At 54.4% G+C, this 21,700-nt stretch carries 20 protein-coding genes and 1 riboswitch; of the genes, 9 read left to right on the top strand and 11 right to left on the bottom strand.

Features of this window, described 5'->3' with window-relative positions; genetic code table 11:
* Positions 1-43: 43 nt before the first annotated feature.
* Positions 44-4,267 (top strand): DNA-directed RNA polymerase subunit beta', encoded by a 4,224-nt coding sequence (gene rpoC, locus ACJHWR_RS23820; RefSeq protein WP_000653953.1) that lies wholly within the window; start codon positions 44-46, stop codon positions 4,265-4,267.
* A 241-nt stretch (positions 4,268-4,508) separates the two neighbouring features.
* On the opposite strand, the gene thiH is transcribed toward rpoC, so the two are convergent.
* The 7 genes from thiH to rsd all read right to left on the bottom strand — a co-directional run bounded on the left by thiH (position 4,509) and on the right by rsd (position 10,582).
* Complete coding sequence (gene thiH, locus ACJHWR_RS23815) at positions 4,509-5,642, bottom strand: 2-iminoacetate synthase ThiH (protein ID WP_000787958.1); 1,134 nt, start codon at positions 5,640-5,642, stop codon at positions 4,509-4,511.
* Entirely contained in the window at positions 5,639-6,409 is a 771-nt protein-coding gene (gene thiG, locus ACJHWR_RS23810) for a thiazole synthase (protein WP_000902353.1), read from the bottom strand. Before thiG ends, thiH begins: the two co-directional genes overlap by 4 nt.
* A 1-nt stretch (position 6,410) precedes the next feature.
* Positions 6,411-6,611 (bottom strand): sulfur carrier protein ThiS, encoded by a 201-nt coding sequence (gene thiS, locus ACJHWR_RS23805; protein WP_001166248.1) that lies wholly within the window; start codon positions 6,609-6,611, stop codon positions 6,411-6,413.
* The gene (gene thiF, locus ACJHWR_RS23800) at positions 6,595-7,350 is read right to left on the bottom strand and encodes a thiazole biosynthesis adenylyltransferase ThiF (RefSeq protein ID WP_001337552.1); all 756 of its coding nucleotides are present in this window, start codon (positions 7,348-7,350) and stop codon (positions 6,595-6,597) included. Before thiF ends, thiS begins: the two co-directional genes overlap by 17 nt.
* Positions 7,343-7,978: a thiamine phosphate synthase gene (gene thiE / locus ACJHWR_RS23795; protein WP_000284656.1), complete on the bottom strand. Its 636-nt coding sequence runs from the start codon at positions 7,976-7,978 to the stop codon at positions 7,343-7,345. Before thiE ends, thiF begins: the two co-directional genes overlap by 8 nt.
* Positions 7,978-9,873: a phosphomethylpyrimidine synthase ThiC gene (gene thiC, locus ACJHWR_RS23790; RefSeq protein ID WP_001276904.1), complete on the bottom strand. Its 1,896-nt coding sequence runs from the start codon at positions 9,871-9,873 to the stop codon at positions 7,978-7,980. The genes thiE and thiC overlap by 1 nt, the downstream gene beginning before the upstream one ends.
* An 80-nt stretch (positions 9,874-9,953) precedes the next feature.
* Positions 9,954-10,054: riboswitch (TPP riboswitch) on the bottom strand.
* A 51-nt stretch (positions 10,055-10,105) separates the two neighbouring features.
* Positions 10,106-10,582, bottom strand: a complete 477-nt coding sequence (rsd, locus tag ACJHWR_RS23785; protein WP_000934302.1) for a sigma D regulator — start codon at positions 10,580-10,582, stop codon at positions 10,106-10,108.
* Positions 10,583-10,676: 94 nt separating this feature from the next.
* Here rsd and nudC point away from each other — a divergent pair, with 94 nt between their 5' ends.
* The 6 genes from nudC to ACJHWR_RS23755 all read left to right on the top strand — a co-directional run bounded on the left by nudC (position 10,677) and on the right by ACJHWR_RS23755 (position 15,035).
* Positions 10,677-11,450 (top strand): NAD(+) diphosphatase, encoded by a 774-nt coding sequence (gene nudC, locus ACJHWR_RS23780; RefSeq protein WP_000373941.1) that lies wholly within the window; start codon positions 10,677-10,679, stop codon positions 11,448-11,450.
* Between the two features lie 39 nt (positions 11,451-11,489).
* A complete protein-coding gene (gene hemE / locus ACJHWR_RS23775) occupies positions 11,490-12,554 on the top strand; it encodes a uroporphyrinogen decarboxylase (RefSeq protein WP_000137657.1) in 1,065 nt (354 codons plus the stop codon).
* Between the two features lie 9 nt (positions 12,555-12,563).
* Positions 12,564-13,235, top strand: coding sequence for a deoxyribonuclease V (nfi, locus tag ACJHWR_RS23770; RefSeq protein WP_000362388.1), 672 nt, complete (start codon positions 12,564-12,566; stop codon positions 13,233-13,235).
* Positions 13,236-13,277: 42 nt separating this feature from the next.
* Positions 13,278-13,868, top strand: a complete 591-nt coding sequence (locus tag ACJHWR_RS23765; RefSeq protein ID WP_000940106.1) for a YjaG family protein — start codon at positions 13,278-13,280, stop codon at positions 13,866-13,868.
* 186 nt (positions 13,869-14,054) lie between these two features.
* Entirely contained in the window at positions 14,055-14,327 is a 273-nt protein-coding gene (gene hupA, locus ACJHWR_RS23760) for a nucleoid-associated protein HU-alpha (RefSeq protein WP_001044513.1), read from the top strand.
* Between the two features lie 12 nt (positions 14,328-14,339).
* Positions 14,340-15,035, top strand: a complete 696-nt coding sequence (locus ACJHWR_RS23755) for a DUF1481 domain-containing protein (protein WP_001300651.1) — start codon at positions 14,340-14,342, stop codon at positions 15,033-15,035.
* Between the two features lies 1 nt (position 15,036).
* Here ACJHWR_RS23755 and zraP read toward each other — a convergent pair whose 3' ends face one another.
* Positions 15,037-15,456, bottom strand: coding sequence for a zinc resistance sensor/chaperone ZraP (zraP, locus tag ACJHWR_RS23750; RefSeq protein WP_012311977.1), 420 nt, complete (start codon positions 15,454-15,456; stop codon positions 15,037-15,039).
* A gap of 2 nt (positions 15,457-15,458) precedes the next feature.
* On the bottom strand, positions 15,459-15,587 hold the full coding sequence (locus ACJHWR_RS23745; RefSeq protein ID WP_001298656.1) for a hypothetical protein: 129 nt from the start codon (positions 15,585-15,587) through the stop codon (positions 15,459-15,461).
* Positions 15,588-15,693: 106 nt separating this feature from the next.
* On the opposite strand from ACJHWR_RS23745, the gene zraS reads away from it, so the two are divergent.
* Positions 15,694-17,070, top strand: a complete 1,377-nt coding sequence (gene zraS, locus ACJHWR_RS23740) for a two-component system sensor histidine kinase ZraS (RefSeq protein WP_001211918.1) — start codon at positions 15,694-15,696, stop codon at positions 17,068-17,070.
* Positions 17,067-18,392 (top strand): sigma-54-dependent response regulator transcription factor ZraR, encoded by a 1,326-nt coding sequence (gene zraR, locus ACJHWR_RS23735; RefSeq protein ID WP_410226719.1) that lies wholly within the window; start codon positions 17,067-17,069, stop codon positions 18,390-18,392. Before zraS ends, zraR begins: the two co-directional genes overlap by 4 nt.
* Here zraR and purD read toward each other — a convergent pair.
* Both purD and purH read right to left on the bottom strand, forming a co-directional pair.
* Entirely contained in the window at positions 18,389-19,678 is a 1,290-nt protein-coding gene (purD, locus tag ACJHWR_RS23730; RefSeq protein ID WP_000866828.1) for a phosphoribosylamine--glycine ligase, read from the bottom strand. The genes zraR and purD overlap by 4 nt on opposite strands.
* 11 nt (positions 19,679-19,689) lie before the next feature.
* A complete protein-coding gene (gene purH / locus ACJHWR_RS23725) occupies positions 19,690-21,279 on the bottom strand; it encodes a bifunctional phosphoribosylaminoimidazolecarboxamide formyltransferase/IMP cyclohydrolase (protein WP_001187583.1) in 1,590 nt (529 codons plus the stop codon).
* Positions 21,280-21,700 lie beyond the last annotated feature (421 nt).

The raw sequence follows: 21,700 nt of genomic DNA, 5'->3' as shown, positions 1-21,700 counted from the left end.
AAACCCGGCAGCGGATTGTGCTAACTCCGACGGGAGCAAATCCGTGAAAGATTTATTAAAGTTTCTGAAAGCGCAGACTAAAACCGAAGAGTTTGATGCGATCAAAATTGCTCTGGCTTCGCCAGACATGATCCGTTCATGGTCTTTCGGTGAAGTTAAAAAGCCGGAAACCATCAACTACCGTACGTTCAAACCAGAACGTGACGGCCTTTTCTGCGCCCGTATCTTTGGGCCGGTAAAAGATTACGAGTGCCTGTGCGGTAAGTACAAGCGCCTGAAACACCGTGGCGTCATCTGTGAGAAGTGCGGTGTTGAAGTGACCCAGACTAAAGTACGCCGTGAGCGTATGGGCCACATCGAACTGGCTTCCCCGACTGCGCACATCTGGTTCCTGAAATCGCTGCCGTCCCGTATCGGCCTGCTGCTCGATATGCCGCTGCGCGATATCGAACGCGTACTGTACTTCGAATCCTATGTGGTTATCGAAGGCGGTATGACCAACCTGGAGCGTCAGCAGATCCTGACTGAAGAGCAGTATCTGGACGCGCTGGAAGAGTTCGGTGACGAATTCGACGCGAAGATGGGTGCGGAAGCAATCCAGGCCCTGCTGAAGAGCATGGATCTGGAGCAAGAGTGCGAACAGCTGCGTGAAGAGCTGAACGAAACCAACTCCGAAACCAAGCGTAAAAAGCTGACCAAGCGTATCAAACTGCTGGAAGCGTTCGTTCAGTCTGGTAACAAACCAGAGTGGATGATCCTGACCGTTCTGCCGGTACTGCCGCCAGATCTGCGTCCGCTGGTTCCGCTGGATGGTGGTCGTTTCGCGACTTCTGACCTGAACGATCTGTATCGTCGCGTCATTAACCGTAACAACCGTCTGAAACGTCTGCTGGATCTGGCTGCGCCGGACATCATCGTACGTAACGAAAAACGTATGCTGCAGGAAGCGGTAGACGCCCTGCTGGATAACGGTCGTCGCGGTCGTGCAATCACCGGTTCTAACAAGCGTCCTCTGAAATCTTTGGCCGACATGATCAAAGGTAAACAGGGTCGTTTCCGTCAGAACCTGCTCGGTAAGCGTGTTGACTACTCCGGTCGTTCTGTAATCACCGTAGGTCCATACCTGCGTCTGCATCAGTGCGGTCTGCCGAAGAAAATGGCACTGGAGCTGTTCAAACCGTTCATCTACGGCAAGCTGGAACTGCGTGGTCTTGCTACCACCATTAAAGCTGCGAAGAAAATGGTTGAGCGCGAAGAAGCTGTCGTTTGGGATATCCTGGACGAAGTTATCCGCGAACACCCGGTACTGCTGAACCGTGCACCGACTCTGCACCGTCTGGGTATCCAGGCATTTGAACCGGTACTGATCGAAGGTAAAGCTATCCAGCTGCACCCGCTGGTTTGTGCGGCATATAACGCCGACTTCGATGGTGACCAGATGGCTGTTCACGTACCGCTGACGCTGGAAGCCCAGCTGGAAGCGCGTGCGCTGATGATGTCTACCAACAACATCCTGTCCCCGGCAAACGGCGAACCAATCATCGTTCCGTCTCAGGACGTTGTACTGGGTCTGTACTACATGACCCGCGACTGTGTTAACGCCAAAGGCGAAGGCATGGTGCTGACTGGCCCGAAAGAAGCAGAACGTCTGTATCGCTCTGGTCTGGCTTCTCTGCATGCGCGCGTTAAAGTGCGTATCACCGAGTATGAAAAAGATGCTAACGGTGAATTAGTGGCGAAAACCAGCCTGAAAGACACGACTGTTGGCCGTGCCATTCTGTGGATGATTGTACCGAAAGGTCTGCCTTACACCATCGTCAACCAGGCGCTGGGTAAAAAAGCAATCTCCAAAATGCTGAACACCTGCTACCGCATTCTCGGTCTGAAACCGACCGTTATTTTTGCGGACCAGATCATGTATACCGGCTTTGCCTATGCAGCGCGTTCTGGTGCATCTGTTGGTATCGATGACATGGTCATCCCGGAGAAGAAACACGAAATCATCTCCGAGGCAGAAGCAGAAGTTGCTGAAATTCAGGAGCAGTTCCAGTCTGGTCTGGTAACTGCGGGCGAACGCTACAACAAAGTTATCGATATCTGGGCTGCGGCGAACGATCGTGTATCCAAAGCGATGATGGATAACCTGCAAACTGAAACCGTTATTAACCGTGACGGTCAGGAAGAGAAGCAGGTTTCCTTCAACAGCATCTACATGATGGCCGACTCCGGTGCGCGTGGTTCTGCGGCACAGATTCGTCAGCTGGCGGGTATGCGTGGTCTGATGGCGAAGCCGGATGGCTCCATCATCGAAACGCCAATCACCGCGAACTTCCGTGAAGGTCTGAACGTACTCCAGTACTTCATCTCCACCCACGGTGCTCGTAAAGGTCTGGCGGATACCGCACTGAAAACGGCGAACTCCGGTTACCTGACTCGTCGTCTGGTTGACGTGGCGCAGGACCTGGTGGTTACCGAAGACGATTGTGGTACCCATGAAGGTATCATGATGACTCCGGTTATCGAGGGTGGTGACGTTAAAGAGCCGCTGCGCGATCGCGTATTGGGTCGTGTAACTGCTGAAGACGTTCTGAAGCCGGGTACTGCTGATATCCTCGTTCCGCGCAACACGCTGCTGCACGAACAGTGGTGTGACCTGCTGGAAGAGAACTCTGTCGACGCGGTTAAAGTACGTTCTGTTGTATCTTGTGACACCGACTTTGGTGTATGTGCGCACTGCTACGGTCGTGACCTGGCGCGTGGCCACCTCATCAACAAAGGTGAAGCAATCGGTGTAATCGCGGCACAGTCCATCGGTGAACCGGGTACACAGCTGACCATGCGTACGTTCCACATCGGTGGTGCGGCATCTCGTGCGGCTGCTGAATCCAGCATCCAGGTGAAAAACAAAGGTAGCATCAAGCTCAGCAACGTGAAGTCGGTTGTGAACTCCAGCGGTAAACTGGTTATCACTTCCCGTAACACCGAACTGAAACTGATCGACGAATTCGGTCGTACCAAAGAAAGCTACAAAGTACCTTACGGTGCGGTACTGGCGAAAGGCGATGGCGAACAGGTTGCTGGCGGCGAAACCGTTGCAAACTGGGACCCGCACACCATGCCGGTTATCACCGAAGTAAGCGGTTTTGTACGCTTTACTGACATGATCGACGGCCAGACCATTACTCGTCAGACCGACGAATTGACCGGTCTGTCTTCGCTGGTGGTTCTGGATTCCGCAGAACGTACCGCAGGTGGTAAAGATCTGCGTCCGGCACTGAAAATCGTTGATGCTCAGGGTAACGACGTTCTGATCCCGGGTACCGATATGCCTGCGCAGTACTTCCTGCCGGGTAAAGCGATTGTTCAGCTGGAAGATGGCGTACAGATCAGCTCTGGTGACACCCTGGCGCGTATTCCGCAGGAATCCGGCGGTACCAAGGACATCACCGGTGGTCTGCCGCGCGTTGCGGACCTGTTCGAAGCACGTCGTCCGAAAGAGCCGGCAATCCTGGCTGAAATCAGCGGTATCGTTTCCTTCGGTAAAGAAACCAAAGGTAAACGTCGTCTGGTTATCACCCCGGTAGACGGTAGCGATCCGTACGAAGAGATGATTCCGAAATGGCGTCAGCTCAACGTGTTCGAAGGTGAACGTGTAGAACGTGGTGACGTAATTTCCGACGGTCCGGAAGCGCCGCACGACATTCTGCGTCTGCGTGGTGTTCATGCTGTTACTCGTTACATCGTTAACGAAGTACAGGACGTATACCGTCTGCAGGGCGTTAAGATTAACGATAAACACATCGAAGTTATCGTTCGTCAGATGCTGCGTAAAGCTACCATCGTTAACGCGGGCAGCTCCGACTTCCTGGAAGGTGAACAGGTTGAATACTCTCGCGTCAAGATCGCAAACCGCGAACTGGAAGCGAACGGCAAAGTGGGGGCAACTTACTCCCGCGATCTGCTGGGTATCACCAAAGCGTCTCTGGCAACCGAGTCCTTCATCTCCGCGGCATCGTTCCAGGAGACCACTCGCGTGCTGACCGAAGCAGCCGTTGCGGGCAAACGCGACGAATTGCGCGGCCTGAAAGAGAACGTTATCGTGGGTCGTCTGATCCCGGCAGGTACCGGTTACGCGTACCACCAGGATCGTATGCGTCGCCGTGCTGCGGGTGAAGCTCCGGCTGCACCGCAGGTGACTGCAGAAGACGCATCTGCCAGCCTGGCAGAACTGCTGAACGCAGGTCTGGGCGGTTCTGATAACGAGTAATCGTTAATCCGCAAATAACGTAAAAACCCGCTTCGGCGGGTTTTTTTATGGGTGTTATTCAGAGGGCAAATTCTTCATGGGAAATATTAAGAAAGGCAGGGCGAAACGAGGAAGAAGCTTTTCGCCCTGGACAACATTCCTGCTGACGGCACTACCATAAAAAAACACAACGCTTTCAACAACCTTGCGTTTTTCATCTTCCGTAGCGGCTCGGAATAAATTTACGTTCTTACATTCTGTCTCATGGCCTTTGCGAGGCGCGTCCCAGATAGCTGTCCCAGTCTTTCCATACCGGCTGCAAACCCTGAGCGGTTAACGCGGCAGCAACCGCTTCCGGCCTGCGATCGTCGTGTGGTGAGAACTGTTCCAGCTCGGGGTGATTGTCGGCATAGCCACCTGGCTGCGTTTTCGAAAAAGCGCTGACGTTATTAATTGCCAGCGGAATAACGCGATCGCGAAACCACGGTGATTCCCGCGTGGAGAGTGACAGTTCAATCTCCGGTGCAAGCAGCCGGAAGGCGCAGATGGTTTGCACTAACTGGCGTTCATCCATAATCGACGCAGGCTCAATGCCGCCAGTACATGGACGCAGGCGTGGGAAGGAGACAGAGTAGCGGCTTTGCCAGTAATGTTGTTGCAGCCATAGCAAATGTTCGGCAACCATATAGCAGTCAACTCGCCAGTTGTCGGAAAGGCCGATTAGCGCGCCGAGGCCTATCTTATCAATCCCCGCATGCCCTAGCCGATCCGGCGTTTCCAGCCGCCAGAAGAAGTCCTGTTTTTTACCTTTCAGATGATGGCGGGCATAAGTCGCCTCGTGATATGTCTCCTGATAAACCATCACGCCATCCAGACCTAGTTGCTTTAACTCGGCGTATTCCGTCTCCGCCAGCGGTTGCACTTCCATCTGTAGTGAAGAGAACTGTTCACGCAGGGCAGGGAGATGACGACGAAAGTAATCCATCCCCACTTTCGCCTGATGTTCACCAGTGACTAAAAGCAGATGTTCAAAGCCCATCTCCCGTATAGCGGCGCTTTCCCTGGCAATATCCGCTTCATCCAGCGTTTTGCGCTTGATGCGGTTGCTCATAGAGAATCCGCAGTACGTGCAGTCGTTAGCGCAAAGATTGGAAAGATAAAGCGGGACGTAGAAGCTAACAGTGTTGCCAAATCGTTGACGGGTCAGACGCTGCGCCCGTTGGGCCAGTGGTTCCAGATAGCCAATGGCGGCTGGCGATAACAGCGCCATCATATCGTCGCGGGTGAGTTGCGAGGCATTTAGCGCCCGCTCTACGTCAGCAGCCGTTTTGCCGTTGATACGCAGGCGGATGTCGTCCCAGTCCAGTTGTCGCCAGCGATCGCTGAAGTTTTTCATGCCGATGCCTCCAGAAATCCGGTCAGCGGGCTGGTGGCATGAGCAAAATGACTGCGGCTGCCCGGTCCGGACTGACGTGCCAGCAGGCCTGCTTCTACTGCCAGACGAAATGCCTTCGCCATGTTGACGGGATCGTCCGCGACGGCAATCGCCGTATTCACTAACACCGCGTCGGCCCCCATTTCCAGCGCCTGCGCGGCATGGCTGGGAACGCCGATGCCAGCATCGACAACCACCGGAACCGTGGCTTGCTGGATAATAATCTCCAGCATGGCACGGGTTTCCAGTCCCTGATTCGAGCCAATCGGCGCGCCGAGCGGCATCACCGCTGCACAGCCGACTTCTTCCAGACGTTTACACAATACCGGATCGGCCCCGCAGTAAGGCAGCACGACAAATCCCTGTTGTACCAGCGTTTCGGCGGCTTTCAGGGTTTCGATGGGATCGGGCAACAGCCAGCGGGCGTCAGGGTGAATCTCTAATTTTAACCAGTTTGTGCCTAACGCTTCACGAGCCAGATGGGCGGCGAAAATGGCTTCTTCCGCTGTTTTCGCCCCGGATGTATTTGGCAGCAGGGTCACACCCGCCGCGATAAGCGGTTCGAGGATAGCGTCGTTGTGCTGGCGCAAGTTGACGCGTTTCATCGCCAGCGTCACCAGTTGGCTGCCGGAAGCGCGAATAGACTCCACCATCAGTTGTGAAGAGGCGAATTTTCCGGTGCCAGTAAACAGATGTGAATCAAACGTTTTGTTCGCAATATGTAACATCTCAACCCCCTGCAATAACTTGAAAAAGCAGGATCTGGTCGCCATCCTGCACGATATGTTGCGCCCATTGTTCCCGCGGGACGATTTGCTGATTAATCGCCAGTGCCGCACCTGCTTGTTGTTGATCGAGTTGCTCCAGCAGTTCGTGAACAGTTAGTCCGGCGACACACTGCATCGGTTGATCGTTAAACAGGATCTGCATTGCATCCTCCACATACCGGGCAACCGCTGGCGCGGCGCAACGTCAGACTGCGCCACTGGCTCGATTTACCGTCGAACAGTCGGAGTTCTCCCGCAGGCGTCTCTATACCGCTTAATAACTTAATGGCTTCCAGTGCCTGTAAAGTGCCCATAACCCCGACCACCGGGCCAACCACGCCCGCCGTGCGGCAGTTGCGTTCTGGCTCCTGGTTATCTGGCCACAGGCAGCGGTAACACCCCTGCTCCCAGGGCGGCGTCAGTACCATCAACTGACCGCCAAATCCGACCGCGCTGGCGGTGATAAGCGGCGTGTTGAGTGCCACGCAGGTGGCATTAATCTCCTGGCGAGTCGCCATATTGTCAGTACAGTCGAGCACCACATCGGCTTGTGCAACCGCATCTTTTAACGTCTCACCCGTTAATCGTTGTTGTAATGCCATCAGTTGAATGTCGGGATTCAACTGTGTCAGTCGCTGTTGGCTGACCTGTGATTTCGGGAGATCGATATCTTCAGTGGTAAAGAGGATTTGTCGTTGCAGATTGCTTAAATGCACATCGTCGTCATCTGCCAGTACCAGCGTCCCGACGCCAGCCCCCGCCAGGTATAGCGCAGCAGGTGTACCCAGCCCGCCAAGACCAATAATCAGCACCTGGCTGTCGAGCAGTTTTTGCTGCCCGTCCAGAGCGATATCGTCGAGCAGGATTTGGCGGCTATAACGCATAAAGTCACGGTCATTCATCGCCAACTCCTGCAATTTCCAGCAACTGTGCCGTTGCCAAACGCCAGTCTGCGGCTTGAGTAATGGCGCTGACGACGGCGATACTGCCGACACCCGTTGCTATCACCTCAGGCGCGCGCGGCAGACTGATACCGCCAATCGCCACGGTGGGATAATCCACCAGGCGCTCAACATGCCGTGCCAGCTGTTCCAGCCCCTGCGGTGCGGAAGGCATCTGTTTGGTTTGTGTCGGAAACACATGTCCCAGCGCGATATAAGAAGGACGTGCCGCCAGCGCGACGTCGATTTCCATATCATCATGTGTCGAAACGCCCAGTCGCAGACCTGCCGCGCGGATGGCGCTGAGATCGGTGGCTTGCAAATCTTCCTGCCCCAAATGGACGCCGTATGCTTGATGCTTGATCGCCAGTCGCCAGTAATCATTAATAAACAATCGCGCGTTATATCGGCGGCCCAGCGCAATTGCCGCCACGACATCGGCTTCTACCTCTTCATCGCGCCGATCTTTGATGCGTAGCTGGAGAGTACGTACGCCTGCATCCAACAGACGTTCGATCCACTGTACGCTGTCAACCACCGGGTACAGTCCTAAACGAAAGGGTACAGGAGGAAACTCAGGCTGATACATCACGCTTCCTCCTTACGCAGGTAGATTTCTCCGCCTCTGGCGCGGAAGTTCTCCGACATATCCGCCATTCCCACTTCAATGGTTTGCGCGGCGGCGTAATCACGCACTTCCTGGCTGATTTTCATCGAGCAGAATTTCGGTCCACACATGGAGCAAAAATGGGCGACTTTACCGGACTCTTGCGGCAGGGTTTCATCGTGATAAGCGCGGGCAGTAAACGGGTCGAGGGCCAGATTAAACTGGTCTTCCCAGCGAAATTCGAAGCGGGCTTTCGACATGGCGTTATCGCGAATTTGCGCGCCCGGATGCCCTTTCGCCAGGTCGGCGGCGTGAGCGGCAATCTTATAGGTGATAAGCCCTTGTTTAACATCTTCTTTATTTGGCAGGCCCAGATGCTCTTTCGGCGTTACGTAACAGAGCATCGCGCAGCCAAACCAGCCAATCATCGCCGCACCAATCCCCGACGTGAAGTGGTCATAACCCGGCGCGATATCGGTAGTTAGCGGCCCCAGAGTGTAAAACGGCGCTTCGTGGCATTGCTCTAACTCCTCGGTCATATTGCGGCGGATCATCTGCATCGGCACGTGGCCTGGGCCTTCAATCATCACCTGTACGTCATATTCCCAGGCGATTTTGGTCAGTTCACCCAGCGTATGCAGCTCGGCAAATTGCGCTTCATCGTTGGCGTCCTGAACAGAACCGGGGCGCAGACCGTCGCCCAGCGACAGCGAAACGTCATAAGCGGCACAGATTTCACAAATTTCGCGGAAGTGTTGATAGAGGAAATTTTCCTGATGATGGGAGAGGCACCATTTCGCCATAATCGAACCGCCGCGAGAGACGATACCAGTCAGGCGTTTCGCGGTCATCGGCACATAGCGCAGCAGTACGCCCGCATGGATAGTGAAGTAATCCACACCTTGCTCGGCTTGTTCCAGCAGCGTGTCGCGGAACGCTTCCCAGGTAAGATCTTCGGCGATCCCGTTAACCTTCTCCAGCGCCTGGTAGATCGGCACTGTACCGATCGGCACCGGGCTGTTACGCAAAATCCACTCGCGGGTTTCGTGAATATAGCGACCGGTGGAGAGATCCATCACCGTATCCGCTCCCCAGCGCGTGGACCATACCAGCTTTTCCACTTCTTCTTCGATGGAAGAGGTGACCGCCGAGTTGCCGATATTGGCGTTAACTTTTACCAGGAAATTGCGACCAATAATCATCGGCTCCGATTCCGGATGATTAATGTTGGCCGGGATAATCGCACGTCCGGCAGCAACTTCATCACGGACAAATTCCGCAGTGATATTTTCCGGCAGACGTGCGCCAAAGCTCATTCCCGGATGCTGGTGGCGCAAAACTTCGCTACGTATGCGCTCGCGACCCATATTCTCGCGAATGGCGATGAATTCCATTTCGGGCGTGATGATGCCCCGGCGGGCGTAGTGCAGTTGGGTGACGCGGCGTCCTGCTTTGGCGCGCTTTGGGGTTAATACGCCGCTAAAACGTAGCTCGTCGAGGCCATCATCTGCCAGTCGCGCTTTAGTGTAATCGGAACTGCGCACGGTAAGTTCTTCGGTATCGCCGCGCGCATCGATCCACGGCTGGCGTAGTTTTGCCAGCCCTTGCTGCACGTTAATGGCAATCTGCGGATCGCCATACGGGCCGGAGGCGTCGTAGACCGGAATCGCTTCGTTTTCTTCGTACTGCGGCTGTTCTTTGCTACCGCCGATTAGCGTCGGGCTAAGCTGGATCTCACGCATCGGCACGCGCACGCCGGGTTGTGTGCCGGTGATGTAAATGCGTTTTGAGTTTGGAAAGGCGGTGCCTTCCAGGGTGTCGATAAAATGTTGGGCCTGGGCGCGTTGTTCGCGGCGGGTCAGTTTTGTTGCAGACATAGCTCATTCCAAAAAGTTAAGGACGTGGCTTGTCAGACGACGGATGAAGCAAGAGACGATCGCCGCAAAGGCGATGCGATAGCAGATTAACTCTTGTTCCCTTCGCAGGTATTAGCCTGATCAGGTTCCGCGGATCCCGAATAAACGGTCTCAGCCAGTTAAGGCACTCCGACAAGAAATTAGCCCCACAAACGGGGCGTTGAATGTAAATTACGCGTTAACAGCGCAGAACTCAAGCAGGATGTTTGACGCGGGCGGCGTCAAGCACCAGCAGAATCAGCTTATCTTCCAGCACAAAGCGCGCTTCCAGCGCCTCGCCGATGTCAGATAAAACCTGTTGAAACTCAAGGTAATTATCATGATCGATGGCGGTTTCCAGGCTGGAATCGTAGTAATCCATGATCTGTTGGGTATTGGCTTCGAGTTGCGGCCAAATCTTCGCGGCGCGCGCGAGTTGCCCGTTGCCTTCCAGCTTATGAAGAATGCGCTCATAAATACTGAAATGTCCGGCAGACAAGTAATCGACCAGGCTCTGACAAAAATCATCAAGGGCTTTTTCGTTTAGCCTCATGTACGATTCTTTGCCAGGCTTAATGCCAACCAGATTGTAGTAAGCCACGAGCAGATGCTTACGTACATGTAGCCAGCGATCAACCAGTTTGTTACTTCCTCTGACGCGCTCCGTCAGGTTATCGAGCTGGTTAAGCATGATTGACTCCGCAAGTTTGTATTCAAAAACTGCTCAGTGAGAAATGTAAAAACCATGTTAAACATGCCAGTGATGCAAAGGTAGTGCAAGAGCTATGGATCGTATAATTGAAAAATTAGATCACGGCTGGTGGGTCGTCAGCCATGAACAAAAATTATGGTTGCCGAAGGGAGAATTGCCATATGGCGAAGCGGCAAATTTCGATCTTGTGGGTCAGCGCGCACTACAAATCGGCGAATGGCAGGGGGAACCTGTTTGGTTAGTACAACAGCAGCGGCGTCACGATATGGGGTCGGTACGTCAGGTCATTGATCTCGATGTTGGGCTGTTTCAACTGGCCGGACGTGGCGTGCAACTGGCGGAGTTTTACCGATCGCATAAATACTGTGGTTACTGCGGGCATGAAATGTATCCAAGCAAAACCGAATGGGCGATGCTGTGCAGCCATTGCCGTGAGCGTTACTACCCGCAAATCGCCCCCTGCATTATTGTTGCCATCCGTCGCGATGATTCGATCCTCCTCGCCCAGCATACCCGCCATCGTAACGGTGTCCATACGGTACTTGCCGGATTCGTCGAAGTGGGCGAAACCCTCGAGCAGGCTGTCGCGCGGGAAGTGATGGAAGAGAGCGGAATTAAAGTTAAAAACTTGCGTTACGTGACTTCCCAGCCGTGGCCGTTTCCTCAGTCTTTAATGACCGCGTTTATGGCGGAATATGACAGCGGCGAGATCGTGATCGACCCGAAAGAATTGCTTGAGGCGAACTGGTATCGCTATGACGATTTGCCGTTACTCCCGCCGCCCGGCACCGTAGCGCGCCGTCTGATAGAAGATACAGTGGCGATGTGTCGGGCAGAGTATGAGTGATGATACACTGACCGCCTGACGCACTAAGGAACAGCCAAAATGACCGAACTTAAAAACGATCGTTATCTGCGGGCGCTGCTGCGCCAGCCCGTTGATGTCACTCCAGTATGGATGATGCGCCAGGCGGGTCGCTATCTACCGGAATATAAAGCCACGCGCGCCCAGGCGGGCGATTTTATGTCGCTGTGCAAAAACGCCGAGCTGGCGTGCGAAGTGACTTTGCAACCGCTGCGTCGCTACCCGCTGGATGCGGCGATCCTCTTTTCCGATATCCTCACCGTGCCGGACGCGATGGGGTTAGGGCTCTATTTTGAAGCCGGAGAAGGTCCGCGTTTTACCTCGCCAGTCACCTGCAAAGCCGACGTCGATAAACTGCCAATTCCGGACCCGGAAGATGAGCTGGGTTACGTGATGAACGCGGTGCGTACCATTCGTCGCGAACTGAAAGGCGAAGTGCCGCTGATTGGTTTTTCTGGCAGCCCGTGGACGCTGGCGACCTACATGGTGGAAGGCGGCAGCAGCAAAGCCTTCACCGTGATCAAAAAAATGATGTATGCCGATCCGCAGGCGCTGCACGCGCTACTCGATAAACTGGCGAAAAGCGTCACTTTGTATCTGAATGCGCAGATTAAAGCCGGTGCTCAGGCAGTGATGATTTTCGACACCTGGGGCGGCGTGCTTACCGGGCGCGATTATCAACAGTTCTCGCTCTATTACATGCATAAAATTGTTGATGGTTTACTGCGTGAAAACGACGGTCGCCGCGTACCGGTCACGCTGTTTACCAAAGGTGGCGGACAGTGGCTGGAAGCGATGGCAGAAACCGGTTGCGATGCGCTGGGCCTCGACTGGACAACGGACATCGCCGATGCGCGCCGTCGCGTGGGCAATAAAGTCGCGCTGCAGGGTAATATGGATCCGTCGATGCTGTACGCGCCACCTGCCCGCATTGAAGAAGAAGTTGCGACTATACTTGCCGGTTTCGGTCACGGCGAAGGTCATGTCTTTAACCTTGGTCACGGCATTCATCAGGATGTGCCGCCAGAACATGCTGGCGTGTTTGTGGAGGCAGTGCATCGCTTGTCTGAACAGTATCACCGCTAAGGAGCGATTATGGATCTCGCGTCATTACGCGCTCAACAAATTGAACTGGCTTCTTCTGTGATCCGCGAGGATCGACTCGATAAAGATCCGCCGGATCTGATCGCCGGAGCCGATGTCGGATTTGAGCAGGGCGGAGAAGTGACGCGAGCGGCGATGGTGCTGCTGAAATACCCCTCGCTTGAGCTGGTGGAGTATAAAGTGGCCCGCATCGCCACCACCATGCCTTACATTCCAGGTTTTCTCTCCTTCCGCGAATATCCTGCGCTGCTGGCAGCGTGGGAGATGCTGTCACAAAAGCCGGATTTAGTGTTTGTCGATGGTCACGGGATCTCGCATCCTCGCCGTCTTGGCGTTGCCAGCCACTTTGGTTTGCTGGTGGATGTGCCGACCATTGGCGTGGCGAAAAAACGGCTCTGCGGTAAATTCGAACCGCTCTCCAGCGAACCGGGCGCGCTGGCCCCACTGATGGATAAAGGCGAGCAGCTGGCCTGGGTCTGGCGCAGCAAAGCGCGCTGTAACCCGTTGTTTATCGCTACCGGTCATCGGGTCAGCGTGGACAGCGCGCTGGCGTGGGTACAACGCTGCATGAAAGGCTATCGTCTGCCGGAGCCAACGCGCTGGGCGGACGCGGTGGCCTCGGAACGTCCGGCGTTCGTGCGCTATACAGCAAATCAGCCCTAATTCAGGTAAACTGCGGATAATTTCCGTATTTGAGAACTCAACATGTTACAAAACCCAATTCATCTGCGTCTGGAGCGCCTGGAAAGCTGGCAGCACGTCACTTTCATGGCTTGCTTATGCGAACGCATGTACCCCAATTACGCCATGTTCTGCCAGCAAACCGGTTTTGGTGATGGGCAAATTTACCGCCGCATTCTCGATCTCATCTGGGAAACGCTGACCGTCAAAGACGCAAAAGTAAATTTCGACAGCCAACTGGAGAAATTTGAAGAAGCGATTCCTTCAGCCGACGATTTCGATCTGTACGGCGTTTATCCGGCAATCGATGCATGCGTGGCGTTAAGTGAACTGGTCCATTCGCGTTTAAGTGGCGAAACGCTCGAACACGCGGTGGAAGTGAGTAAGACCTCCATCACGACCGTTGCGATGCTGGAAATGACTCAGGCTGGTCGCGAAATGAGCGATGAAGAGCTCAAAGAAAACCCAGCTGTAGAGCAAGAATGGGACATTCAGTGGGAAATATTCCGACTTTTAGCTGAGTGCGAAGAACGCGATATCGAGCTGATAAAAGGCCTTAGGGCAGACCTGCGTGAGGCGGGTGAGAGCAATATTGGTATAATTTTTCAGCAATAAGACCAGAAAACGTGATTTAACGCCTGATTTGTCGTACCTGGAGTCTTCCCTTTCGCCCCCCGTCTGGTCTACATTTGGGGGGCGAAAAAAAGTGGCTATCGGTGCGTGTATGCAGGAGAGTGCTATTCTGGCATTTCCGTCGCACTCGATGCTTAGCAAGCGATAAACACATTGTAAGGATAACTTATGAACAAGACTCAACTGATTGATGTAATTGCAGAGAAAGCAGAACTGTCCAAAACCCAGGCTAAAGCTGCTCTGGAGTCCACTCTGGCTGCAATTACTGAGTCTCTGAAAGAAGGCGATGCTGTACAACTGGTTGGTTTCGGTACCTTCAAAGTGAACCACCGCGCTGAGCGTACTGGCCGCAACCCGCAGACCGGTAAAGAAATCAAAATTGCCGCAGCTAACGTACCGGCATTTGTTTCTGGCAAGGCACTGAAAGACGCAGTTAAGTAAGATTGCGTGGCAGTGAACAGTTTTAACGAAGGGGTGGTTTCACCCCTTTTGTCTTTCTGGCGTCGATCATTGATGCTGGCTGGCGCTCTGTTTCTCACTGCCTGTAGTCACAACTCTTCACTTCCTCCCTTTACCGCCAGTGGATTTGCTGAAGACCAGGGCGCGGTACGCATCTGGCGAAAAGACAGCGGCGATAATGTGCATCTGCTTGCCGTGTTTAGCCCGTGGCGCAGTGGCGATACCACAACGCGAGAGTATCGCTGGCAGGGCGATAACCTCACGCTCATCAATATCAATGTTTACAGCAAACCGCCGGTGAACATTCGCGCGCGTTTTGACGATCGCGGCGATCTGAGCTTTATGCAACGTGAATCCGATGGGGAAAAGCAGCAGCTTTCTAACGACCAAATCGATTTATACCGTTATCGTGCTGATCAGATCCGCCAGATTAGCGATGCCTTACGTCAGGGGAGAGTCGTGCTGCGCCAGGGGCGCTGGCATGCGATGGAGCAGACTGTGACCACCTGCGAAGGGCAAACCATTAAACCTGATTTAGATTCGCAGGCGATAGCGCATATCGAGCGCCGCCAGAGCCGCTCTTCTGTTGATGTCAGCGTGGCATGGCTGGAAGCGCCCGAAGGTTCGCAATTACTGTTGGTGGCAAACTCTGATTTCTGTCGCTGGCAACCCAACGAGAAAACGTTCTGATTTACCAGTGGCCCATACCCATATGACCGCCACCATCGCAACCACCGTAACCCATACCGCAACCGCGCGGGATACCCGCTTCAGCCATCGCAATATCGCGTTTAACCCGTAACTCGTCTAATGATTGACGCAGCGTTTCCATCTCTTTAGCAACGGCATTGATTTTGCTGCTATCCGGTGGGTTCGCGGCTAACAACGCGTTGTATTCATAACGCTTCGTCACCAGTTTTTGTTGCAGCACGCTGCTTTGGGCGTAAAAGTCATTATGAATTTTTTGCCAGACTGTCTGTTGTTCGCTGGTCAAAGGCGCGGCATTTTGCTGCCACATACCATGTCCGCCGTGAGCAAATGCCGATGTCGATCCCATCGCCATTGCTGAAAGCGCCATCATTACCAGGGCAATTTTCGTGTTCCGTTTCATGGTTAATCCTCCAGTGGTTGTCTTACTTCGGGTATTGCATCTTCCGTGCCAACGGCGAAACGCTGATATGACGGGTAATCTGGCATGATAAACGAGTAAAAATGACTCGCCTGCTGCGGGTAGCGAGTCATTTTTACTCATTGAAACTTAAGCCTTTGTGTTACAGCGCAGGGTAAGCGCTGATAAAAGATGGCATGATTTCTGCTGTCAGAAAGGGATGAGCAGGCAAAGAAGAAGATGCGTTTTATGCAACGTTCTAAAGACTCCTTAGCTAAATGGTTAAGCGCGATCCTCCCCGTGGTCATTGTTGGGCTGGTGGGGCTGTTTGCGGTGACAGTGATTCGCGATTATGGGCGCGAGACTGCCGCCGCCAGACAAACGCTGCTGGAAAAAGGCAGTGTACTTATCCGTGCTCTCGAATCCGGCTCGCGCGTCGGCATGGGGATGCGCATGCATCATGCGCAGCAGCAGGCATTACTGGAAGAAATGGCCGGGCAGCCTGGTGTACGTTGGTTTGCGGTCACGGATGAACAAGGAACAATCGTGATGCATAGCAACTCCGGCATGGTGGGAAAACAGCTTTATTCCCCGCAGGAAATGCAGCAGTTACATCCGGGAGATGAAGAAGCGTGGCGGCGGATCGATAGCGCAGACGGCGAGCCTGTTCTGGAAATTTATCGCCAGTTTCAACCGATGTTTGCTGCTGGAATGCACCGGATGCGCCATATGCAGCAATATGCCGCGACACCACAAGCAATTTTCATTGCTTTCGACGCCAGTAACATTGTGAGTGCCGAAGATCGTGAGCAGAGAAACACCCTGATTATCCTCTTCGCCCTGGCGACGGTCTTGCTGGCAAGCGTGTTGTCATTCTTCTGGTATCGTCGCTATCTGCGCTCGCGCCAGTTGTTGCAGGATGAAATGAAGCGCAAAGAGAAGCTGGTGGCGCTGGGGCACCTTGCGGCAGGTGTTGCCCACGAAATCCGTAACCCACTTTCCTCGATTAAAGGGCTGGCGAAATACTTTGCCGAACGCGCGCCAGCAGGGGGAGAAGCGCATCAACTGGCGCAGGTGATGGCGAAAGAAGCCGACCGTTTAAACCGCGTGGTAAGCGAGTTGCTGGAACTGGTTAAGCCAACGCATCTGGCTTTGCAGGCGGTGGATCTCAACACGCTGATTAACCACTCATTACAGCTGGTAAGCCAGGATGCAAACAGCCGGGAGATCCAGTTACGCTTTACCGCCAACGACACATTACCGGAAATTCAGGCCGATCCGGACAGGCTGACTCAGGTCCTGTTGAATCTCTATCTCAATGCTATTCAGGCGATTGGTCAGCATGGCGTGATTAGCGTGACGGCCAGCGAAAGCGGCACGGGTGTGAAAATCAGCGTTACCGACAGCGGTAAGGGAATTGCGGCAGATCAGCTTGAAGCCATCTTCACCCCGTACTTCACCACCAAAGCCGAAGGCACCGGACTGGGGCTGGCGGTCGTGCATAATATTGTTGAACAACACGGTGGTACAATTCAGGTCGCAAGCCAGGAGGGAAAAGGCGCAACGTTCACCCTCTGGCTTCCGGTCAATATTACGCGTAAGGACCCACAAGGATGACGCACGATAATATCGATATTCTGGTGGTGGATGATGACATTAGCCACTGCACTATTTTGCAGGCTTTACTGCGCGGCTGGGGCTATAACGTCGCGCTGGCGAACAGCGGGCGACAGGCGCTGGAGCAGGTGCGGGAACAGGTTTTTGATCTTGTGCTTTGCGATGTGCGAATGGCAGAGATGGACGGCATCGCCACGCTCAAAGAGATCAAAGCGTTAAATCCGGCAATTCCGGTACTGATTATGACCGCGTACTCCAGCGTCGAGACGGCGGTAGAGGCGTTGAAAACCGGGGCGCTGGATTATCTCATCAAGCCGCTGGATTTCGATAACCTGCAGGCGACGCTGGAAAAGGCCCTCGCGCATACGCACAGTATTGACGCTGAAACGCCTGCGGTGTCTGCCAGCCAGTTCGGTATGGTCGGTAAAAGCCCGGCGATGCAACACCTGCTCAGTGAAATCGCCCTCGTCGCGCCATCGGAAGCCACGGTGCTGATCCATGGCGATTCCGGCACCGGTAAAGAGCTGGTCGCCAGGGCGATTCACGCCAGTAGCGCACGGAGTGAAAAACCACTGGTAACGCTCAACTGTGCGGCACTCAACGAATCCTTGCTGGAATCTGAATTGTTCGGTCACGAAAAAGGGGCGTTTACCGGGGCCGACAAACGGCGGGAGGGGCGCTTTGTTGAGGCGGACGGCGGCACGTTGTTTCTCGATGAAATTGGCGATATCTCGCCGATGATGCAGGTGCGTCTGCTACGTGCGATTCAGGAGCGCGAAGTTCAGCGTGTCGGCAGCAACCAGACCATCTCGGTTGATGTCCGGCTGATTGCGGCGACTTATCGCGATCTTGCCGCAGAGGTGAATGCCGGGCGTTTTCGCCAGGATCTCTACTATCGCCTGAACGTGGTGGCGATTGAAGTTCCGTCGCTGCGTCAGCGGCGGGAAGATATTCCTCTGCTGACAAACCATTTTCTTCAGCGCTTTGCCGAGCGTAATCGCAAGGCGGTAAAAGGTTTTACGCCCCAGGCGATGGATCTGCTGATTCACTACGACTGGCCGGGAAATATTCGTGAACTGGAAAACGCGGTGGAACGGGCGGTGGTGCTGCTGACCGGGGAATATATTTCCGAACGCGAGCTGCCGCTGGCGATTGCGAGTACGCCGATCCCGCTGGTACAAAGTCAGGATATTCAGCCGCTGGTGGAAGTCGAAAAAGAGGTGATTCTTGCGGCACTGGAGAAAACGGGCGGCAACAAAACCGAAGCCGCCCGTCAGTTAGGGATCACGCGCAAAACGCTCTTGGCAAAACTGTCGCGTTAGTTCTGCTCGCGTTCGATAGCGCGCCAGCCGATATCTTTCCGGCAGAAGCAGTCGTCCCAATGGATATCGGTCATTAAGGCATAAGCGCGTTTCTGCGCTTCTGCCACGGTATGACCCAGCGCGGTGACGCACAGTACGCGCCCGCCGCTGGTCACTACCTGCTCGTCATCCGCCAGTTTCGTGCCCGCGTGGAACACTTTGCCGTCAGACACTTCTTCCAGCGGCAGGCCGTGGATCACATCGCCGGTGCGGTAATCGCCCGGATATCCACCCGCAGCCATCACCACGCCGAGAGAAGCGCGTTCATCCCACTCGGACGTTTTCTCGTCCAGCTTGCCTTCACAGGCTGCCAGGCAGAGTTCAACCAGATCGGACTTCATGCGCAGCATAATCGGTTGGGTTTCTGGATCGCCAAAGCGGCAGTTAAATTCAATAACCTTCGGATTGCCCTGTTTGTCGATCATCAGGCCCGCGTAGAGAAAACCAGTGTAGGTGTTGCCTTCTGCCGCCATGCCTTTCACGGTTGGCCAGATGATTCGTTCCATCGTGCGCTGATGAACCTCATCGGTCACTACTGGCGCAGGGGAGTAAGCGCCCATCCCGCCGGTGTTCGGCCCGGTATCTTTATCGCCTACGCGTTTGTGATCCTGGCTGGTGGCCATCGGCAGCACATGCTCACCGTCCACCATCACGATAAAGCTCGCTTCTTCGCCGTCGAGGAACTCTTCGATAACGATGCGATGCCCCGCGTCGCCAAAAGCGTTGCCCGCCAGCATATCGTGAACAGCCGCTTCCGCTTCTTCCTGCGTCATCGCCACGATAACGCCTTTCCCGGCAGCCAGACCGTCAGCTTTAATGACGATTGGCGCGCCTTTCTCACGCAGATACGCCAGCGCAGGTTCTACCTCGGTGAAGTTCTGGTATTCCGCCGTAGGGATCTGATGGCGGGCCAGGAAATCCTTGGTAAACGCTTTCGAGCCTTCCAGCTGCGCGGCACCTGCGGTTGGGCCGAAGATTTTCATCCCGGCGGCGCGGAAGGTATCGACCACGCCTTTCACCAGCGGCGCTTCCGGGCCGACGATGGTTAGATCGATCTTTTCGTTTTGCGCGAAATCCAGCAGCGCCGGGATATCGGTTACGCCGATAGCGACGTTTTGCAGTGCAGGCTCCAGCGCAGTGCCTGCGTTACCCGGAGCAACAAAAACAGTTTCAACCAGCGGCGACTGGGCCGCTTTCCAGGCCAGCGCGTGCTCGCGCCCGCCGTTACCAATCACTAATACTTTCATCTATTGCTCCATTAATGGCGGAAGTGGCGCATGTCGGTGAAGAGCATTGCAATACCGTGCTCGTCGGCGGCGGCAATTACTTCGTCATCACGGATAGAACCGCCAGGCTGGATTACACAGGTCACACCCGCAGCGGCGGCGGCATCAATACCGTCGCGGAACGGGAAGAATGCGTCAGAAGCCATCGAGGAACCTTTCACTTCCAGGCCTTCATCGGCCGCTTTAATACCGGCGATTTTCGCGGAGTACACACGGCTCATCTGGCCTGCGCCAATACCGATGGTCATATTGTTTTTGGCATAGACGATAGCATTGGATTTCACGAACTTCGCCACTTTCCAGCAGAACAGCGCATCACGCAGTTCCTGTTCGCTCGGCTGACGTTTGGTGACGACGCGCAGTTCTTCTGCACCGACCATCCCCAGGTCTCGATCCTGAACCAGCAGACCGCCGTTCACGCGTTTGAAATCAAGACCCGGAACACGCTCGCCCCACTGACCGCAGGTCAGGACGCGTACGTTCTGTTTGGCGGCGGTGATTTTCAGGGCTTCTTCGCTGGCGGACGGCGCAATAATCACTTCAACAAACTGACGAGAAATGATGGCCTGCGCGGTTTCCGCATCCAGCTCGCGGTTAAAGGCGATAATGCCGCCGAATGCGGAGGTCGGGTCGGTTTTGTACGCGCGATCGTAAGCATCAAGAATGGAATTGCCGATAGCCACGCCGCAAGGGTTGGCGTGCTTCACAATCACACATGCCGGCTCGGCGAACTCTTTCACGCACTCCAGCGCCGCATCGGTATCGGCGATGTTGTTATAAGAGAGGGCTTTACCCTGAACCTGGGTTGCGGTAGCAACGGAGGCTTCTTTGACATTCTCTTCTATATAGAAGGCAGCCTGCTGGTGGCTGTTCTCGCCGTAACGCATATCCTGCTTCTTAATGAAGTTCAGGTTCAGCGTGCGTGGGAAGCGACCGGCGGCTTCTTTGCTTTCACCGTGGTAAGCCGGAACCATGCTGCCGAAGTAGTTGGCAATCATGCTGTCGTAGGCGGCGGTGTGTTCGAAGGCTTTGATGGCAAGGTCAAAGCGAGTTTCCAGAGTCAGGGAGCCTTCATTGGCATCTATCTCTTTAATAATGGCGTCGTAGTCGCTGCTCTTCACCACGATGGCGACATCTTTATGGTTCTTGGCGGCAGAGCGCACCATCGTCGGGCCGCCGATATCGATGTTCTCAACCGCATCTTCCAGCGAGCAGCCTTCACGAGCAACGGTCTGGGCGAACGGATACAGGTTAACAACCACCATATCGATAGGCTGGATCTGATGTTCTTCCATAATGGTATCGTCCTGGCCGCGACGGCCCAGAATGCCACCATGTACTTTCGGATGCAGGGTCTTCACGCGTCCATCCATCATCTCCGGGAAACCGGTGTAATCGGAAACTTCGGTTACCGGCAGACCTTTTTCTGCTAACAGACGGGCAGTGCCCCCTGTAGACAGCAGCTCCACACCGCGTGCGGAAAGTGCCTGGGCGAATTCGACGATACCGGCTTTGTCAGAAACACTGAGCAGAGCGCGGCGGACTGGACGACGTTGTTGCATGGTAAATCCCCTGGATTTGACTATTACAGAGAGCGTTAGCTGAATTTTTCGCGAAAAACTCAGCTAACGCCCCTAACGGGGCATCCTTATTTTTCGCCCGCATTGTAACGAAAACGTTTGCGCAACGCTCGCGAATTTTTCTCTTTCAATGGTGATCACAATTTTGACAGTGTTTACCGTGGGAAAAATACAGAAATTACATTGATGATTGTGGATAACTCTGTGCGTAAAAAGGTATAAAGCGGGGTTTTGCTGGGGAATGCAGCAGTCAGTCATTTTTCTGCAATTTTTCTATTGCGGCCTGCGGAGAACTCCCTATAATGCGCCTCCATCGACACGGCGGATGTGAATCACTTCACACAAACAGCCGGTTCGGTTGAAGAGAAAAATCCTGAAATTCAGGGTTGACTCTGAAAGAGGA

The organism is Escherichia sp. WS568 (assembly GCF_046486085.1).
In the GTDB taxonomy this organism is placed as follows: domain Bacteria; phylum Pseudomonadota; class Gammaproteobacteria; order Enterobacterales; family Enterobacteriaceae; genus Escherichia; species Escherichia coli.
This window is presented reverse-complemented; position numbering and strand designations above follow the sequence as displayed.

What these genes read in the sequence shown, in the direction of transcription:
- thiH (WP_000787958.1), bottom strand. Translation starts at nt 5,642, where the DNA reads ATGAAAAACTTCAGCGATCGCTGGCGACAACTGGACTGGGACGACATC.
- thiG (WP_000902353.1), bottom strand. Translation starts at nt 6,409, where the DNA reads ATGTTACATATTGCGAACAAAACGTTTGATTCACATCTGTTTACTGGC.
- thiS (WP_001166248.1), bottom strand. Translation starts at nt 6,611, where the DNA reads ATGCAGATCCTGTTTAACGATCAACCGATGCAGTGTGTCGCCGGACTA.
- thiF (WP_001337552.1), bottom strand. Translation starts at nt 7,350, where the DNA reads ATGAATGACCGTGACTTTATGCGTTATAGCCGCCAAATCCTGCTCGAC.
- thiE (WP_000284656.1), bottom strand. Translation starts at nt 7,978, where the DNA reads ATGTATCAGCCTGAGTTTCCTCCTGTACCCTTTCGTTTAGGACTGTAC.
- thiC (WP_001276904.1), bottom strand. Translation starts at nt 9,873, where the DNA reads ATGTCTGCAACAAAACTGACCCGCCGCGAACAACGCGCCCAGGCCCAA.
- rsd (WP_000934302.1), bottom strand. Translation starts at nt 10,582, where the DNA reads ATGCTTAACCAGCTCGATAACCTGACGGAGCGCGTCAGAGGAAGTAAC.
- nudC (WP_000373941.1), top strand. Translation starts at nt 10,677, where the DNA reads ATGGATCGTATAATTGAAAAATTAGATCACGGCTGGTGGGTCGTCAGC.
- hemE (WP_000137657.1), top strand. Translation starts at nt 11,490, where the DNA reads ATGACCGAACTTAAAAACGATCGTTATCTGCGGGCGCTGCTGCGCCAG.
- nfi (WP_000362388.1), top strand. Translation starts at nt 12,564, where the DNA reads ATGGATCTCGCGTCATTACGCGCTCAACAAATTGAACTGGCTTCTTCT.
- ACJHWR_RS23765 (WP_000940106.1), top strand. Translation starts at nt 13,278, where the DNA reads ATGTTACAAAACCCAATTCATCTGCGTCTGGAGCGCCTGGAAAGCTGG.
- hupA (WP_001044513.1), top strand. Translation starts at nt 14,055, where the DNA reads ATGAACAAGACTCAACTGATTGATGTAATTGCAGAGAAAGCAGAACTG.
- zraP (WP_012311977.1), bottom strand. Translation starts at nt 15,456, where the DNA reads ATGAAACGGAACACGAAAATTGCCCTGGTAATGATGGCGCTTTCAGCA.
- ACJHWR_RS23745 (WP_001298656.1), bottom strand. Translation starts at nt 15,587, where the DNA reads ATGACTCGCTACCCGCAGCAGGCGAGTCATTTTTACTCGTTTATCATG.
- zraS (WP_001211918.1), top strand. Translation starts at nt 15,694, where the DNA reads ATGCGTTTTATGCAACGTTCTAAAGACTCCTTAGCTAAATGGTTAAGC.
- zraR (WP_410226719.1), top strand. Translation starts at nt 17,067, where the DNA reads ATGACGCACGATAATATCGATATTCTGGTGGTGGATGATGACATTAGC.
- purD (WP_000866828.1), bottom strand. Translation starts at nt 19,678, where the DNA reads ATGAAAGTATTAGTGATTGGTAACGGCGGGCGCGAGCACGCGCTGGCC.
- purH (WP_001187583.1), bottom strand. Translation starts at nt 21,279, where the DNA reads ATGCAACAACGTCGTCCAGTCCGCCGCGCTCTGCTCAGTGTTTCTGAC.